The sequence below is a fragment of the Oceanobacillus damuensis genome, from assembly GCF_001618145.1.
Classification (GTDB): Bacteria; Bacillota; Bacilli; order Bacillales; family Amphibacillaceae; genus Oceanobacillus; species Oceanobacillus damuensis.
Map to the genome: position 1 here is coordinate 23,015 of NZ_LQNF01000017.1, position 18,286 is coordinate 41,300.

Sequence of the window (18,286 nt, forward strand, 5' to 3'; positions counted from 1 at the left end):
GAGCAATTGATTAAAAAACTGTTAGTTGCTAACAGGGGAGAGATTGCAGTCCGGATTATCCGAGCTTGTAAAGAACTCGATATAGAAACTGTGGCGGTCTACTCGGAAGCAGATAAAGAATCATTGCATGTGCAATTGGCTGATGAGGCATACTGCATTGGACCGAAGCTAAGTAAAGACAGTTATTTGAACTTCACAAATATCATAAGTGTGGCTTTGTTGACAGGAGTGGATGCGATCCACCCTGGATATGGATTCTTGGCGGAGAATGCAGACTTTGCTGAAATCTGCAAGGCATGCAATGTTATTTTTGTAGGACCTACCCCTGAAGCAATTCAAAAAATGGGAATTAAAGATGTTGCAAGAGAAACAATGAAACAAGCAAACGTACCTATTGTTCCTGGGTCTGATGGTATCATTGAAAATGAAGAACAGGCAATGGAAGTAGCCAATCAAATTGGCTACCCCGTTATCATAAAAGCAACGGCCGGCGGTGGAGGTAAGGGTATTCGCGTAGCCAGGACAGAAGATGACCTGATCAAAGGAATTCGGGTAACTCAAAAGGAAGCTGAAACAGCGTTTGGAAATCCAGGAGTCTATATTGAAAAATTCATTGAAGATTTCCGACATGTTGAAATCCAAGTATTAGCTGACACTTTTGGCAATACGGTACACTTAGGTGAGAGGGATTGTACGATTCAACGGAGATTGCAAAAACTGGTCGAGGAGACACCTTCACCGGCCCTGACTCCTGAAATACGTGCCAAGATGGGTGAAGCATCTGTTAATGCTGCCAAAGCTGTTAGCTACGTTGGTGCAGGTACAATTGAGTTTATTTTTGATAGAAAAAGCAAGGAATTCTATTTTATGGAAATGAACACTCGAATCCAGGTTGAACATCCGGTAACAGAAATGGTTACAGGTGTCGATCTGATTAAGGAGCAGATTCGTATTGCCAATGGGGAGAAACTCTCGTTTAAGCAGGAGGAAATCGAATTTAACGGATGGGCGATAGAATGCAGAATAAATGCTGAAAACCCATATAAAAACTTCATGCCGTCTGCAGGAGAAATTAAAATGTATCTTCCTCCTGGTGGTTTCGGCGTAAGAGTTGATTCAGCAGCCTACTCAGGATATAAAATCCCGCCTTATTACGATTCGATGATAGCAAAATTAATTACCTATGCTCCTACCAGGGAAGAAGCTGTAAAGCGTATGAAACGTGCGCTTGATGAATTTGTTGTTGAAGGTGTGCACACCACGATTCCGTTCCACCATCAAATTATGGATCATGATGTATTTTTGAAAGGTGACTTCAATACGAATTTCCTGGAAGAAAATCCCATTCTCGAAAAAAAGCATTAAATGTATCCGTAAAGGAGTGATCGCATGAGTGAACAGCCATTACTGGAAGTAAGTGATAACACTGCTTTAGGAAAAGTGGAAATTGCTCCTGAAGTAATAGAAGTCATTGCGGGAATTTCGGCTACAGAAGTAGAAGGTATTTTTGCGATGAGAGGTAATTTTGCTTCTGGTGTTGCAGAGCGTCTAGGCAAGAAGGCTCACAGTAAAGGGGTAAAAGTGGAATTGACTGATGATGGAGTCATCATAGATATCTTCGTCATTCTTAATTTTGGTGTATCCATTCCGCATGTTGCACAGAAGATCCAGACCAATATCAGACAAACACTGGCAACAATGACTGCCATTGAGTTGCAGGAAGTAAATGTCCATGTGGTTGGTATTCACATGGAAGAAAAAGAATACACTGAAACTGAAGAGTAAAGTCATGTTTGCACAGACCGGGTCATTCCCCTTGGTCTGTGCTTTATTCATTTATATCCACAATGGATAGTTTCTAGCAAAGCCAGGTTAATCATGTTATTATTTGTAGGAGCATACTATTGGCAGTTAAAAGGAGTTTTTGATCAATGAAACGACATACAGCAAGAGAAAAAGCATTTCAAATACTTTTCCAGCTTGATATAAATGATAATGAACCGCAACAGGCAATCGAAGCGTTTCTGGAATCGGAAGAGAGTGACGAATTTTTGAAAATGCTTGTAGAAGGTGTTACAGAGCATAGAGAAAAGATTGATTCAATCATATCGGACAATCTTGAAAACTGGACAATCAACCGGATTGCTTCTGTAGAAAGAACAATTCTTAGAATTGCCACGTTTGAATTACATTTCATAGAAGAAGTTCCTAAAAATGTTTCAATCAACGAAGCAGTTGAATTAGGAAATACATATGGTGATGACAAATCAGGAAAGTTTATCAATGGTGTACTATCAAAGATAATCGCATAAGGAGGACGTTTGATTATGACAGCTCAAATAATAAATGGAAAAGAATTATCCGCAGACCTCAAGCAGGAAATGAAAGCGGAAGTTGAAACATTGAAGCAAAAAGGATTGACACCGCATTTGACCGTAATTCTTGTAGGTGATAATCCCGCATCGAAATCCTATGTTAAGGGGAAGGAGAAAGCTGCTGCTGAAACCGGTATTTCCTCATCACTAATTGAATTGCCGGATTCGACATCAGAAAATGATTTGCTGCAATTGATTAAAGAATTGAATGAAGATACGTCTGTTCATGGGATTCTTGTACAACTGCCACTGCCCGAACAGATTAGTGAACAGAAGGTGATCGAGACAATCCACCCTGATAAAGATGTGGATGGTTTTCATCCGATTAATATCGGTAAGATGATGACTGGTGAAGATACTTTCCTTCCTTGTACACCTTACGGGATTATAACAATGATGAAGTCGAAAAACATACCGCTGGAAGGTAAGCATGCAGTTGTTATCGGTCGCAGCAACATTGTCGGAAAACCTGTCGGACAACTTCTGTTAAACGAAAATGCAACAGTTACCTATTGCCACTCAAAAACAAAAAATTTAAAAGAACTTGCAGCAAATGCGGATATTCTTATTGCAGCAATTGGCAGAGCGCACGCGTTAACAGGCGAATATGTTAAGGACGGTGCAGTTGTCATTGACGTGGGGATTAACCGGCAAGCGGATGGAAAACTAACCGGAGATGTTGATTTTGAGAGTGCAAAGGAGAAAGCATCCTTTATTACACCAGTTCCCCGCGGAGTGGGCCCTATGACAATCACAATGCTCCTTAAAAATACCATTAAGGCTGCTAAAGGACTGTCTGCTATTGAATGATAAATATTTGACGGTTACTGCGCTGACGAAGTATATCAAACGAAAAATAGATACCGATCCCCATTTAAGCAATATATGGCTGCGTGGGGAAATATCAAATTTTAAACACCACAGCCGCGGTCATATGTATATGACCCTCAAAGATAATCAGGCAAAAATTCAGGCCGTTATGTTTGCAGGTAACAACAGGAATATGAAATTCAGGCCTGAAAATGGAATGAATGTATTGATTAGAGGGGAAATAAGCGTATATGAGACCTATGGCCAATATCAGTTGTATATTCAGCAAATGGAACCAGATGGTATCGGTGCCTTATACTTGGCCTTTGAGCAATTAAAAGAAAAGTTACATAAGGAAGGTCTTTTTGAAGACAGCTACAAGAAGCAATTACCTCCCTACCCTGAAAATATCGGAATCATAACATCACCTACTGGGGCTGCTGTAAGAGATATCATTACAACAATTAAAAGAAGATATCCCATTGCTTCTCTAACCGTTATACCCGTATTGGTTCAAGGTCCACATGCCGCTGATTCCATAAAAAATGCGATACAAAATGCCAATGATAACGAGAGGTTCGATACGCTCATCGTTGGTCGTGGCGGGGGATCAATCGAAGAACTTTGGAGTTTCAACGAAGAAATTGTTGCAAGAGCCATATTTGAGTCAAAGATACCTGTTATATCAGCTGTTGGACACGAGACAGACGTTACAATAAGTGACTTTGTTGCTGATTTGCGAGCTCCTACACCTACAGGGGCTGCAGAACTCGCAGTTCCATCACAGCAGGAATTGCTGGACAGAGTTGATGCAATCAGGAAAACACTCAGCAGGGATCTGGATCGGGAAATCAGCAATCGCAAGCAATATTTGGCACGTCTATTACAGTCTTATGCATTTCGCTATCCTGAACAGCTAGTGAAACAGAAAGAACAAGAACTGGACAATTACCTGGAAAAGCTTGAACGAAGTATGATAAAAAACAATAAAGATAAAGAAGCACAATTTACACATCTAATCAGAAGGATAAATTCCCAGCACCCAGAAAAACAGCTTGAGCAGGCGAAAATCAATCTCGATAAAGCAATCAAGCAGCAAAACGATTCCATGAAACAGATAATCGAAAGAAAAGCGGTTAAATTGGAAAATAATATGGATAAATTAACGTTGGTCAACCCATTGGAAATAATGAAACGGGGCTTTGCCTTACCTTATACAGCAGAGGGGAAGATTATAAGATCTGTGAAGAAGGTAAGCCAAAAAGACATGATATCTGTTAATTTGAGCGATGGTAACTTAAATTGTCAGGTCTTGACTATTGAGGAGGATCCTACCAATGAAAAATGAACAGATAACTTTTGAAGAGGCAATGGAAAAACTGGAAATGATTGTATCTAAGCTTGAGGAGGGGGATGTACCTCTTGAGAAAGCAATTAACTACTATCAGGACGGTATGAATCTTTCAAAAATATGTGGCGATAAATTGAAAAATGTTCAGGAAAAAATGACCCAGATTATGAATGAACAAGGTGAATTGGAACCATTCGATATACAGGAGGAAGAAGAATAACGTGAAAGCGAATCTTTCGGACTATATAAATAAATATAAAGAAATTATTCAAACGGAATACAATCAACATATACAGGAGTTGGATATACCGGAGCAATTGAAAAAATCGATGCTTTATTCACTGGATGCCGGCGGAAAAAGACTTCGTCCGGTTTTATTAATAGCAAGCTACGAAGGATATGGAAAAAATAATGTTGATAAAGTTCTATCTTCCGCAATCGCTCTGGAAATGATTCACACATATTCTTTAATCCATGATGATTTACCTGCGATGGACGATGATGATTATCGCCGGGGAATGCCAACAAACCATAAGGTATTTGATGAAGCTACAGCTATACTGGCTGGAGATGCATTACTAACCTACAGTTTCGAACTTATTGCGAACGACCCACTGCTTAATGACAAAGAAAAAGTGAATATTATTCAAATGCTCGCTTCCTGCAGTGGTCCAAAAGGGATGGTAGGTGGACAAATTCTGGATATGGAAGCAGAGGATAAACCGGTTTCCCTGGAAGAAATGGAACAAATACATGCTTTAAAAACAGGCGAACTTTTGAAATTCGCCATCCATACTGGGGCATATCTAGGAGAAGCAACCAATGAACAACTCCTCCATTTAAAAGAATTTTCCCATTATCTTGGACTCATTTTCCAGGTGCAGGACGATATTCTAGATGTGACCGGCGAACAGGAAAAGTTGGGAAAACCTGTCGGAAGTGATACAGGGAATATGAAGAGCACATATCCAAAGCTGCTAGGTATTGACGGAGCCATAAAACAAAAGGAAATCTATGTCGAAAAAGCCAAACAGGCATTAGCTGGAGCAGGGGCTGCAGATTCTAATTTAAGGGCTTTAACTGACTATTTCAGTAACAGGGATCACTAAATCGGGAGAGTTAAAAAAGTTCATAGTAAAGGAAATTTCAAATGAGTAAAAAACGACTGGATGAATTATTGGTCGAAAAACAATTTGTTGAAACGATTGATAAAGCAAAACGCGTGATCATGGCAGGATTGGTTTTCTCGGAACAGATGCGACTTGATAAGCCTGGAATGAAAGTGGATGAAAATTCTCCAATAGTCGTTAAAGGCAAATCGATTAAATATGTTGGCCGTGGAGGACTGAAACTTGAAAAAGCATTGAATTATTTCGGCATATCTGCAAAAGATAAAACATTCATCGATATCGGTTCTTCAACTGGTGGGTTTACTGATTGCGCCCTTCAGCACGGTGCACGTTTATGCTATGCAATTGATGTCGGTTATAATCAATTGGATTGGAAACTAAGAAATGACGAGAGAGTAGTTGTCATGGAACGTACAAATTTCCGCCATGTGACTCCAGACATGCTTAAAGACGGAGAGCCAGATTTGGCGTCGATTGATGTTTCATTCATTTCCTTGAAATTGATGTTACCGGTGCTAAAACAGCTTTTGGCAGAGAACAGCGATGTGATTGTTCTCATTAAACCACAATTCGAAGCTAAAAAGGAGCAAGTGGGGAATAAAGGGATTGTCCGGGACAAATCTGTCCATATTGATGTATTAACCCGAATAATTGCATTCGCTGCAAAAGAGGGATACCAATTCATTAATTTAACCTTCTCTCCTATAACTGGAGGTGAAGGAAACATTGAATTCCTGGCACATTTCAGATGGGAAAAGAACGTACAGATCAATGAATTTCACGAAATGGATATAACGCAAACAGTGGAGGATGCCCATCGATTGCTATATCCTTCTGATCAGCAGCTAAACTAGGGAATATTTAAGGGGGTGTACCATGAGTAAAATTCAGCGTCATATCAAGATTCGTGAATTGATAACAGAAAATGTAATTGAAACACAGGATGAACTCGTCGATGAGTTGAAATCTCTAGGCTACAATGTGACGCAGGCTACGGTCTCCAGAGATATCAAAGAACTGCAGCTTGTCAAGGTTCCGACTGTAGCCGGTCAGTACAAATATAGTCTGCCTGCCGACCAGCGATTCAACCCTCTTGAAAAGTTGAAGCGTCTCATCATTGATGCATTTGTGAAAATTGAGCATGCAAGTCATTTTATTGTTTTAAGAACGTTGCCTGGCAACGCCCATGCCGTCGGTGTTCTCATTGATAATCTCGATTGGGAGGAAATAATGGGCACTATTTGCGGAGACGATACTTGCCTGATAATTTGCCGGACACCGGAACAGGCAGTAGAAATCAAAAATCGCTTTATTGGAATGCTGTAAACGATATTTTTTATTTTGAGGTGGTGAAAAACTGTGCTCACAGAATTGTCTATTCGGGATTTTGCAATTATTGATGAAATATCAATCACATTTAATGAAGGTTTGACCGTCTTGAGTGGGGAAACAGGTGCAGGAAAATCCATTATCATTGATGCGATCCAATTGTTGGCTGGCGGCAGGGGTTCTGTAGAATTTGTAAGACACGAAGCCAAGAAAGCCGAAATAGAAGGGTTGTTCATAATCGGCAATCGAAAGCACCCAATCTATACGGTGGCTGGCCAATATGGAATAGAAGTACAAGATGACCAAGTAGTCCTGCAAAGAACCATCACTGCATCAGGTAAAAGCATTTGCAGAGTGAACAGCAAACTGGTAACTCTCGCTATATTAAGGGAATTTGGAAAGACATTGATCGATATCCATAGTCAGCATGAAACACAATCATTAATGAATTCTGATAACCACCTGGATTTTTTGGATATGTATGAACCTAAATTAATATCTAAAACAAAAGAAGAATATACGGAGCTCTACAATAAACTCGATACGCTGAAAAAAAGATACCAGAAGCTGAACGACAATGAACAGGAAATGGCTCATCGACTCGATTTACTCGAATTTCAGATGAGTGAGCTTGAACAGGCCAACCTTACACCAGATGAAGATGACTTGCTGGAGGAAGAGCGAAAATCGCTTGCGAATTTCGAGCGTGTCCATTCAGCTCTTCAAGACGCATACACTGCGTTGTATGGTGAGCAAAGAGGATTGGAATGGGTAAGTCAGGCCCAGATGTCCTTACAGGATAATAGCAAATATGATTCATTTATCGCAGAAAAATCAGAAGAAATTTCCAATCATTATTTCTCCCTGGAAGAACTAGCATATGATCTGCGAAGCCAGATTGACTCACTTCAGTTCGATCCCGGACGCTTAAATGAAATCGAAGCAAGACTGGATGAAATAAACCGCCTGAAGAAAAAATACGGAAATACTGTAAATGAAATCATTTCCTATTCGGCTAAGATTGAAGAAGAAATCGAGCAAATTACAAATAAAGATTCCCATCTAAATACATTGCTTAAACAAATTGAAGAAACGGAAAAAGATGCTTTATTGGAAGCCGAGCAACTGCATAATATACGTAAAAAGGCAGCTGAATCATTAACTAAAGAAATTTACACTGAACTGAAAGGACTTTACTTGGACAAGGCCTCTTTTTCCATTGAATTTGAGAGGGAAGAAATACAATCCCAGCCGAAACTCCATAAAAATGGTTTTGATCAAATTAAATTTCTCATATCCACAAACACTGGTGAGCCTTTGAAAGAATTGACAAAAGTAGCTTCCGGTGGAGAACTCTCAAGGATCATGCTTGCCCTTAAGAAAATTTTCTCGGCACACCATGGAGTCACAAGTGTCATTTTTGACGAAGTCGATACAGGTGTAAGCGGCCGTGTCGCACAAGCAATGGCTGAAAAAATCCATCAAATATCTAATGATTCACAAGTATTGTGCATTACACATCTTCCACAGGTTGCAGCAATGGCTGATACGCACAAATTTATTGAAAAAAATGAAAAGGACAACCGGACTTCCACTCACATAAAAGAACTGAACGAAATTGAACAGATTGAAGAATTGAGCAGAATGATAACAGGAACTAAGTTGACGGAGACCGCAAAAGAGCATGCGAAAGAAATGCTGGAACTTGCTTCTTTATTTAAAACAAATTAATAAGGATAAAATTCTTTAAAAACCGGAAAATAAAGTAACCCCGGTTTTTTTGTTTACCTTTTTTAGCAATTTTAGCAAGCTGAATATTTTTTAAACATGGAGAAACAGATACTTATACCAAATTCATCGTAAAAGGTACAGGAAAAGTTACACATATATCATAGGTTTCTCCAGTTTATTATATACCTGTCCAGGTCAAATTAGGAGTACGGAAACGGAGATATGTTGTGGGTTGGGAGGAGGAGAGTGATTCGATTGAAAAATAAAAAAATGAGGAATGTTAAAATATCGCTGAACAGCATACTTTTCATATTACTGTTCGCCTTTTCGATACTTCACTATGAGACGGGACAGATAAGTTTTGCTTACCAAAGTGACATTTCAGCATTTCAGAATCAATCAAAAATCGAACTTCCAGCAAATGATACCAATATAGATGAAGTGAATGCGATAACTACTCAATCAACCGTTTTACCGATGAAGAAGGTCAGCAACACGAATCTAAGTGAAATCAGAGTCATTCCGGGTGGACAATCCATCGGTGTGAAGTTAAGTACTCTCGGGGTTTTAGTCGTTGGACACCATCTAGTCAACAGCGATGAAGGGATGTCATCTCCGGGGGAAGAAGCAAAAATAAATGTCGGTGATGTTATCGTCAAAATCAATGGTGATCCCATCAGTGACATGAACGACATAAAATCTTACGTTGAAAAGGCTGGTCAAGATCACAATAAAATCGATTTGACCATTAAACGGGGAGAGAAAACAATGAACACTTCTCTTGAACCAGTACTCGATGAAAAAGAAAAAGAGTATAAAATCGGTCTATATATACGTGATTCGGCTGCAGGCATCGGTACAATGACATTTTACGATCCAAAGTCAAAAAAATACGGAGCCCTCGGCCATGTAATTTCAGATATGGATACGAAAAATCCGATCGAAATTAACAATGGAACGATTGTCAATTCTTCTGTAACCTCCATTGAAAAAGGAAATAATGGAGTCCCCGGAGAAAAACAGGCAACATTTTCAATTGAACAAGATAAAATCGGAACCATAACCAAAAATACACCCTACGGTATATTTGGCATTCTAGAGGAAAAATTAAAAAACCATAAATATGACAAGCCACTCCCAGTATCCTTATCACATGAAGTAAAAGAAGGACCTGCAAAAATTCTTACAGTTGTCGAAGATGAGAAAATTGAAGAGTTTGACGTTGAAATAGTTAGCAGTGTTCCCCAAAAGTTTCCTGCAACAAAAGGAATGGTTATTCAAATAACAGATCCGAAGTTATTACAAAGTACCGGAGGGATTGTTCAAGGTATGAGCGGCAGTCCAATTATACAAAACGACAAAATAGTTGGGGCGGTCACACATGTTTTTGTTAATGACCCAACCTCTGGATATGGCGTGCATATTGAGTGGATGTTACAGGATGCAGGGATCATCCAAAAGAAAAACAACGAAAAAGATGCCGCATAAACGAAGCTTGTAGTGGAAAAATCCATTACAAGCATTTTTTTAGTAGTAATTTTTAAAATATTTGTTATACTATATTTATAAGAAATAAAATTCGACAAATCTTATTTTTTATTATCGAAAATCATCGTAAATTAGAGGAAAACAGAGTAAGTTAAAGAATTACAACTTTTTATTAATGTTTTTCTAATAAAAAGAGGATATTTCCATTTTTTGTAGAATAAGTAAGAAGAGGATACCAGCATAAAGGAGGAAACATATTTTGGATAAAATTTCAGTTTGCTTAGTTGATGACAACAGAGAATTAATTCAGTTGATGGGGGAATATTTTGAGGAACAGGATGATATTGAAGTCATAGGAACAGCTTATAACGGGCGGGACTGTATCACAATGCTCGGGCAGAAGGAGCCAGATGTCTTAATATTAGATATCATCATGCCACACATAGATGGTCTGGCGGTTTTAAATACATTACGTACAATGGAATTAAAAAATAAGCCACATGTTATTATGCTTACGGCGTTTGGACAGGAAGAGGTAATGAAAAAGGCTGTGGATCTTGGAGCATCCTATTTCATTCTGAAACCGTTTGACATGGATAATCTGGCTGACCAAGTGAGACAGGTACAAGGTACGGCTTCAATAAGTCCGAGTATGGGTAAATCATCGAAAGTGGAAAGAAAGAAACAGGATTTGGAAGCCAATATCACCAACATCATTCATGAAATCGGAGTTCCCGCTCATATTAAAGGATACATGTATCTAAGGGAAGCGATTACAATGGTGTATAACGATATTGAGCTGCTTGGTTCGATTACAAAGGTGCTTTATCCTGACATTGCAAAAAAATTCAATACAACAGCGTCACGGGTGGAAAGAGCGATTCGCCATGCGATTGAAGTCGCATGGAGCAGAGGGAACATTGATTCTATTTCGGCCTTATTCGGTTATACAATTAATATTTCCAAAGCAAAACCCACAAATTCCGAGTTCATCGCAATGGTTGCCGACCGCCTGCGCCTGGAGCATAAAGTGAGTTAAAAAAAGAAAAAATATTACCTTATCCAGGGGTAATATTTTTTCTTTTTTTTTATGGCTGAATTGTCTAAATGAGAATGTTTTTATTGGCACAGTATATGTGAAATACGACGTAACTGCCTATTTGCGATAAATTTATAGCTGTTAATGGAAGCAAGCAACTTCGGCGACCGCTCGTGGAAATACACTGCGCACATCCTAAGGCGGCTGGTGAGCCCCTTCAAGAATCACGCATTTCAGTGTCTCACCTATGCCTCTCTTCCCGTAGGACAAGGAAAGCTTCGGCAGCGCTACATCGCACGCAGAAAAGAAAATGCAGATGCATTTTCAAGGAGTCTTCGTGTATTTCCCCGTGCTGGTTAGAGGATTGCTTATTATTATTTCATATATAATAGCTAAAATAACATCATACAACCACACCAGACCGGGATTGCTCCGGGCGGTGACTCCTGCGGGAATAGCACATGTCCGAAGACCCCGCAGAGTGGTTTTCTCGAGGAGGCTGAGGCCGTGCCCGCGGAAAGCATCCGCCCGGAGTGTTCCCGGACGGCAGCATAAGCACGTTTTTCGGGAATAAATCTACAGTTACTTCGCATTTTATATCAACTGTGAAATAAGAAGCATAAAAAGCTTTTGAAAACAACTCTTTTAGCAGGTAGGGAAGTATAAACTTACCACCCTGCATAAGTGCAACTAAGGTTGTCACCGAAAGGCTTGGTGACAACCAAGTTTTATAATAGTATGCCTACTCGAAAAAAGACTCATATAAAGCTTGGATGGCATCGTTAATGTCAGATGCATCAATACCAAACATCATGGACACTTCGGAAGAGCCCTGGTTGATCATTTCTATATTTACATTTGCTTTTACAAATGCCGAAGTAGCCTTTTCTGCCACTCCTATTGTATTGACAAGCCCTTCACCGACAACCATGATTACCGCAAGATCCCTATGGATACTGACGGTGTCGACATGTAATTCTTCTTTTATACGATTCACTACGGTATTTTCCTTTTCAGCCGTAAATTGTCTGTCCCTGAATATTACGGACATGTCATCTATTCCGGAGGGCGCATGTTCAAATGAAATACCTTCATCTTCAAAGATACTTAATAATTTACGACCAAAGCCAATCTCGCGGTTCATTAGAAATTTGCTTACATATAAACTGCAAAAACCTGTATCACTCGCAATTCCCACGACACACTTTTCATTTGCTTCCTTTTCTGCAACGATAAGTGTACCAGGTGCTTCGGGATTATTCGTATTTTTGATGCAGACAGGTATCCTTTCCCTGAATGCAGGAATCAATGCTTCATCGTGAAATACAGAAAAACCGGCATAGGAAAGTTCACGCATTTCTTTATATGTTAAGGTAGTAATCTCCTTAGGGTTTTTCACAATTGTAGGGTTGACGGTATAGACGGAATCGACATCTGTAAAGTTCTCATACATTTCTGCTTTAACACCAGCAGCTATAATCGATCCGGTAATGTCAGAGCCACCTCTGGAAAAGGTTACTAACTTATCTTCTTTTGTGTACCCAAAAAAACCAGGGATCACAAGAATTCCATCTTTTTCATGCAAACTGTAAATTTTATCAAAGCTTTCTTTCAGTATTTGTGCATTTCCAGGTTCATCACTAACAATGATCCCTGCGTCTTTCGGATTGATATAAGATGCAGATACATCTTGTGTATTCAGATAAGCACTAAGTATTTTTGCCGAACTATCCTCACCGATTGCTTTGATTGCATCCATTTTACTTTCTAAAGACCCTTCATATGCAAGCGCTGATTTAATATTATGCTCAATTTCAGCATACACGGAATCGGTAATCCCAAGTTCTTCAATAATCTCAGTAAAACGTTCTAAGATAGGTGCTAAATATGCCTCATAAGCATCACCGTTGTGGTAGGCTGTCCCAAGATCAATAAGCATATCTGTCATTTTCACATCGCCGCTGAATCTTTTACCAGGCGCAGAAACGACAATGAACTTCCTTTTGGGGTCGCCTTTGATGATATTTCCAACTTTGATTAACTGTGTTGCATTTGCTACTGAGCTACCCCCAAATTTTGCTACTTTCATTACAAATCCCCCTGAAACAATAAATTTTTTACTAATATACCATATTTAAGCGAAAAATCGTTGAAATATAACAAAAAAGGCGGATATTTTTATCCAACCTTTTTAGTTGCTATTATACTGATTATGATCCTTTGCATGCTTTTGTTTTTTTCTGTCTCTATAAATTATAAATCCCCCAAGAAAAAGAATGCCGAAAATAAACAGCAGGAGACCAAAAATGAACTGAATACTTGAGTAGAAGAAAATCGGATAAAAATCATCAAAAACGGTATCCCGCATTAATTTTATTCCGAAGGCAGCAATGGCACCGGGTATAAATAGTATAAGTAAAGCAATAAATCTTGCCATTCATTATTCCCCTCTGATAATTAAATCTTATAAGTTGACCGTACAGCTAAGTATACCAAATTATTTCAAAAATAGAAACGGACTTATGTTTGCTAATATCTGCATAATTAAGTAAAATAATAGCATGCAAATACATGCAAGGTGGTGATCTATTGAAACGAGTACTTATTGTCGGTGCGGGCAAGGGAGGGAGTGCTGTCTTCCATCTCCTGCAAGAAACAGAGCGCATGCAAATTGCTGCTGTCGTGGACATAAATCAACATGCCAAAGGATTGAAACTTGCTTCACAGGCAAATATACCAATAGGTTCTGACTGGGAAACATGGATAGACAGAAAAATCGATATCGTGATTGAAGCGACAGGAGACGAGCGTGTTTTGGAGGATATTATAGAGAAACGCCCCAGAAAAACGGTAGTTATACCTGGTGCTGTTGCTTATATCATCTCTGAACTACTCTATGAAAAGAACTCTCTTCTCGATCGGCTCAAATACCAGTCGAGGAGTCAGGAACTGATATTAGATCACATTCATGATGGCATGATAGTTATTGACAGAGATGAAACAATCAACTTTATCAACAAAAGTGCAGCAAAAATACTTCATAAAAAAAGAGAACAATTTCAGGGTAAACACATAAAGGAGCTCGTCGATAGCACAAGACTTCCGCATGTCCTGAAGACACAAAGAAAAGAAGTAAATCAAAAGCTTATCTTTGAGAATGGCAAAAAGGTTATTTCGACAAGAATACCAATCATTAATGAAGTCGGTGAACTGATTGGCGCGTTTGCAGTGTTCAAAGACATTACAGAAGTCATGAAGCTTGCTGAAGAAAATACGGATCTCAATGAAATAAAAACAATGCTGGAAGCGATCATAAAGTCTTCTGATGATGCAATCAGCGTTGTTGATGAAAATGGGAACGGACTAATCATCAATCCTGCATATACCCGTGTCACAGGTCTCCATGAAGAGGATGTTATTGGCCTCCCTGCAACTGTAGATATTTCCGAAGGGGAAAGCATGCATATGAAAGTACTCCAAACGAGAAGGGCAGTACGTGGAGCACGCATGAAAGTGGGACCTGCCAAAAAAGAAGTGATCGTTAATGTGGCCCCAATCATCGTTAACGGAATTATCAAGGGAAGTGTCGGAGTACTGCACGATGTTACCGAAATCCAATCACTCACTAAAGAGTTAAAAAGAGCCCGGCAAATTATCCGGAATCTGGAGGCCAGATATACTTTCGATGACATTATAGGAAATTCTCCAGAAATGAAGCTGGCGCTGGAACAGGCTAAAGTTGGAGCAAAAACTCCCGCAACAGTGTTGTTACGAGGAGAGTCGGGCACGGGTAAAGAGTTGTTCGCCCACGCAATACATAATGAGAGTGATAGAAAACACAATAAGTTTATTAGAGTAAATTGTGCTGCCATTGCAGAATCCCTTCTGGAAAGTGAACTTTTCGGTTATGAAGACGGAGCTTTCACTGGTGCAAAACGGGGAGGGAAAAAAGGTTTATTTGAAGAAGCAAACCATGGGAGCATCTTTCTTGACGAAATTAGCGAACTATCGATAAATATGCAAGCAAAATTACTTCGGGTTTTGCAGGAGCATGAGATTGTCAGGGTTGGCGGATCCGAGCCAATATCCATAGACGTACGTATCATTACCGCAACAAATGTCAACCTCGAAAAAGCGATTATGAACAACACGTTTAGAGAGGATTTATATTACCGTTTGAACAAAATGCCTATATTTATTCCATCGGTCAAAGAGAGATTGAGTGACTTACCAGAATTGATTCACCATATTATTCATAAAATCAACGAATCTTATGGCAGGCATGTCCGAACCATTTCAGAAGAGGCATTAACAGAATTAAAAGGCTATACTTGGCCAGGTAATGTTCGCGAATTGGAAAATGTAATCGGTCGTGCAATGATATACATGGATATGAATGAAGAAGTCATCAAAAAGGAATACTTACCAGAGTTACGGGGAACTCCCAAAAAGGAAAACCAAACATCTTACATGGTTTCAGAGCAAAAAACACTTCAGCATGCGGTGGAATCGTTTGAAAAGGATTATATTTACCAAATATATAAAGAAAAAGATTTTAATAAAACGAAAACCGCCAAAGCATTAGGTATTTCCATTCGAAATTTATATTATAAGATGACAAAATATAATCTCGAATAATCTTGCATGCAAATAATTGCATATATGCATTTTATTGCATACCGTCTTTCCTGTTAAACCAGCAATTGGACTCAAAAAGATATTGGCATGGGTTTTGCTATATAATTGTGGGGATTTTAACATTCACTCATCACAGAAGAATGCTTTACCAATGTACCATAGATAGATTAGGAGGAGTTCACATGGAAATCTTTACTTATCTGGAAAATATGATTACGAGCAATTGGTTTTTTGTCAGGACAAAAACTCAGGATTAAAGGCCATCATCGCAATACATGATACGACACTTGGACCTGCGCTTGGTGGGACAAGAATGTGGACGTATGATTCTGAAGAGGACGCGATTGTCGATGCACTTCGTTTAGCAAAAGGGATGACTTACAAAAATGCTGCTGCAGGGTTAAATTTAGGTGGCGGTAAAACTGTAATCATTGGAGACCCGAGAAAAGATAAAAACCCGGAAATGTTCCGTTCATTTGGCAGATATATACAAGGGTTAAACGGAAGATACATCACCGCTGAAGACGTCGGGACAACTGTCCAGGATATGGACACCATCCATTTGGAAACCGAATTTGTCGCAGGAACATCATCTTATAACGGGGCATCCGGAAATCCTTCTCCAGTAACTGCCTACGGTGTATACAAAGGGATGAAGGCATCCGTAAAAGAAGCATTCGGCACAGATTCACTGGAAGGGAAAATCGTTGCAGTTCAAGGGGTCGGAAATGTCGCCTTCGCCCTATGTGAATTTCTCCATAAAGAAGGAGCACAATTAGTAGTTACCGACATTAATAAAGATGCGGTTAAACGGGCCGTGGATGCATTTGGAGCAAAAGCCGTCAATCCGGATGATATCTATGATGTGGAATGTGATGTGTACGCTCCTTGTGCATTGGGAGCGACCATAAATGATGATACCATTCCGAAATTAAAAGCAAAGGTGATTGCAGGTTCGGCAAATAATCAGCTGAAGTCCACTTCTCATGGGGATATCATCCATGAAAGCGGAATAGTGTATGCACCAGATTATGTTATTAATTCAGGTGGAGTAATCAATGTTGCGGATGAACTTACCGGTTATAATGCGGAAAGGGCAATGAAGAAGGTTGAAACAATTTATGACAGCCTTGAAAGAGTATTCGAAATATCCAAGCGTGACAATATTCCGACTTACGTTGCAGCCGACCGTATGGCGGAAGAGAGAATTCAATCGGTACGTAATTCAAGAAGCCAATTCTTGCTTAATGAACGACATATTTTGAGCAGAAAATGATCTAAAATTACTTGTTCGGAGGTTAGTGGGTTGCAGTCAGACTTTAGAACTTTAATTATCAATCCCGGAGCCGAATCAACGCAAATTGGGATGTTTGACGATGTAAGATGCATTTTTCAGAAGGAAATATTTCATCCAGCGGAAGAATTGGAAAAGTATAACCGAATTGCGGATCAATTTCAATTTCGTAAAGATCAAATACTTGAACTTTTGGAATACGAAGGGATCAACATTTCAAGATTGAACGCTGTATGTGGTAAAGGTGGCTTGCTTCTCCCAATCGAAGGTGGAACCTATAAGGTCAATCAATCCATGCTCTATGATTTGAAAACTGAACAATATGGGAAGCACGCCTCAAACCTTGGAGGAATTATCGCACATGCAATAGCATCGGGTCTTAATATAGACGCTTTTATCGTCGATCCGGTTGTAGTAGATGAGCTCGAAAATATAGCAAGATACTCAGGTATTCCTGAACTCCCCAGGAAAAGTATCTTTCACGCCTTAAACCATAAGGCTGCAGCAAGAAAAGCGGCAGCCCGCCTGAATTCTTCCTATGAAGAAATTAATCTGATCGTTATCCATGTAGGAAAAGGGATTACAATAGGTGCACATCAGAAAGGAAAAGTCATTGATGTCAACAATGGTCTTGATGGTGATGGACCATTTACGATGGAGCGTTCCGGAAGCGTGCCGATTGGCGATTTACTGAATCTTTGTTTTTCGGAAGAATATTCTTACGAGGATTTGTTCAAAAAGGTAGTAGGTAATGGTGGAGCGATGGCCTATCTAGGATCAAAAGATATCGACGAAATAGAGAGCAGAATCAGATCAGGGGATAGGCAAGCAGAAAACGTATACGAAGCAATGGCCTATCAAATTTCCAAGGAGATTGGCGCCATGAGTACAGTGCTATTCGGTGACGTCGACGGCATTGTCTTTACAGGGTACCTGGATGAGAAAAATCTGCTCACGGAAATGATTATGAAAAGAATAAACTGGATAGCAGATATAATGATTTATCCCGGAGATGATGAGTTACAAGCTCTAAATGAAGGGGTTTTACGAGTACTGAAAAATGAAGAGGATTATAAATCCTATCCTGTTAATGAGGAGTGA

Annotated in this window: 16 protein-coding genes and 1 pseudogene; 15 read left to right on the plus strand and 2 right to left on the minus strand. The window is 39.4% G+C overall.

Features of this window, described 5'->3' with window-relative positions:
• Window positions 1–6 precede the first annotated feature (6 nt).
• From accC to spo0A, 12 genes are all read left to right on the plus strand, one after another.
• A complete protein-coding gene (gene accC / locus A4245_RS11750; RefSeq protein WP_067728222.1) occupies window positions 7–1,365 on the plus strand; it encodes an acetyl-CoA carboxylase biotin carboxylase subunit in 1,359 nt (452 codons plus the stop codon).
• Between the two features lie 24 nt (window positions 1,366–1,389).
• Window positions 1,390–1,785, plus strand: coding sequence for an Asp23/Gls24 family envelope stress response protein (locus A4245_RS11755; protein ID WP_067728107.1), 396 nt, complete (start codon window positions 1,390–1,392; stop codon window positions 1,783–1,785).
• A 146-nt stretch (window positions 1,786–1,931) separates the two neighbouring features.
• Window positions 1,932–2,312 carry a transcription antitermination factor NusB gene (gene nusB, locus A4245_RS11760; protein ID WP_067728109.1) on the plus strand — a complete coding sequence of 127 codons (381 nt, stop codon included), beginning with the start codon at window positions 1,932–1,934 and terminating at the stop codon, window positions 2,310–2,312.
• Window positions 2,313–2,327: 15 nt separating this feature from the next.
• The gene (gene folD, locus A4245_RS11765; RefSeq protein ID WP_067728111.1) at window positions 2,328–3,185 is read left to right on the plus strand and encodes a bifunctional methylenetetrahydrofolate dehydrogenase/methenyltetrahydrofolate cyclohydrolase FolD; all 858 of its coding nucleotides are present in this window, start codon (window positions 2,328–2,330) and stop codon (window positions 3,183–3,185) included.
• A complete protein-coding gene (gene xseA / locus A4245_RS11770; protein WP_067728113.1) occupies window positions 3,178–4,533 on the plus strand; it encodes an exodeoxyribonuclease VII large subunit in 1,356 nt (451 codons plus the stop codon). The genes folD and xseA overlap by 8 nt, the downstream gene beginning before the upstream one ends.
• Complete coding sequence (locus A4245_RS11775; protein WP_067728115.1) at window positions 4,523–4,756, plus strand: exodeoxyribonuclease VII small subunit; 234 nt, start codon at window positions 4,523–4,525, stop codon at window positions 4,754–4,756. Before xseA ends, A4245_RS11775 begins: the two co-directional genes overlap by 11 nt.
• Window position 4,757: 1 nt before the next feature.
• Window positions 4,758–5,645 (plus strand): polyprenyl synthetase family protein, encoded by an 888-nt coding sequence (locus A4245_RS11780; RefSeq protein WP_157087713.1) that lies wholly within the window; start codon window positions 4,758–4,760, stop codon window positions 5,643–5,645.
• Window positions 5,646–5,686: 41 nt separating this feature from the next.
• On the plus strand, window positions 5,687–6,520 hold the full coding sequence (locus A4245_RS11785; protein ID WP_067728119.1) for a TlyA family RNA methyltransferase: 834 nt from the start codon (window positions 5,687–5,689) through the stop codon (window positions 6,518–6,520).
• A gap of 22 nt (window positions 6,521–6,542) precedes the next feature.
• Entirely contained in the window at window positions 6,543–6,992 is a 450-nt protein-coding gene (gene ahrC, locus A4245_RS11790; RefSeq protein ID WP_067728121.1) for a transcriptional regulator AhrC/ArgR, read from the plus strand.
• 33 nt (window positions 6,993–7,025) lie between these two features.
• Window positions 7,026–8,726 carry a DNA repair protein RecN gene (gene recN / locus A4245_RS11795; RefSeq protein WP_067728123.1) on the plus strand — a complete coding sequence of 567 codons (1,701 nt, stop codon included), beginning with the start codon at window positions 7,026–7,028 and terminating at the stop codon, window positions 8,724–8,726.
• Window positions 8,727–8,981: 255 nt separating this feature from the next.
• Window positions 8,982–10,214, plus strand: coding sequence for a SpoIVB peptidase (spoIVB, locus tag A4245_RS11800; protein WP_234402408.1), 1,233 nt, complete (start codon window positions 8,982–8,984; stop codon window positions 10,212–10,214).
• A gap of 259 nt (window positions 10,215–10,473) precedes the next feature.
• Window positions 10,474–11,253: a sporulation transcription factor Spo0A gene (spo0A, locus tag A4245_RS11805; RefSeq protein WP_067728125.1), complete on the plus strand. Its 780-nt coding sequence runs from the start codon at window positions 10,474–10,476 to the stop codon at window positions 11,251–11,253.
• Window positions 11,254–11,995: 742 nt separating this feature from the next.
• On the opposite strand, the gene A4245_RS11810 is transcribed toward spo0A, so the two are convergent.
• Complete coding sequence (locus A4245_RS11810) at window positions 11,996–13,342, minus strand: aspartate kinase (protein ID WP_067728127.1); 1,347 nt, start codon at window positions 13,340–13,342, stop codon at window positions 11,996–11,998.
• 102 nt (window positions 13,343–13,444) lie between these two features.
• Window positions 13,445–13,690: a DUF2627 domain-containing protein gene (locus A4245_RS11815; RefSeq protein ID WP_067728129.1), complete on the minus strand. Its 246-nt coding sequence runs from the start codon at window positions 13,688–13,690 to the stop codon at window positions 13,445–13,447.
• Between the two features lie 152 nt (window positions 13,691–13,842).
• Here A4245_RS11815 and A4245_RS11820 point away from each other — a divergent pair, with 152 nt between their 5' ends.
• The 3 genes and pseudogenes from A4245_RS11820 (at window position 13,843) to buk (ending at window position 18,286) form a co-directional block, all read left to right on the plus strand.
• The gene (locus tag A4245_RS11820; protein WP_067728131.1) at window positions 13,843–15,891 is read left to right on the plus strand and encodes a sigma 54-interacting transcriptional regulator; all 2,049 of its coding nucleotides are present in this window, start codon (window positions 13,843–13,845) and stop codon (window positions 15,889–15,891) included.
• A 182-nt stretch (window positions 15,892–16,073) separates the two neighbouring features.
• A pseudogene (locus A4245_RS11825) lies at window positions 16,074–17,167 on the plus strand (Leu/Phe/Val dehydrogenase).
• 30 nt (window positions 17,168–17,197) lie between these two features.
• Window positions 17,198–18,286 (plus strand): butyrate kinase, encoded by a 1,089-nt coding sequence (gene buk / locus A4245_RS11830; RefSeq protein ID WP_084268780.1) that lies wholly within the window; start codon window positions 17,198–17,200, stop codon window positions 18,284–18,286.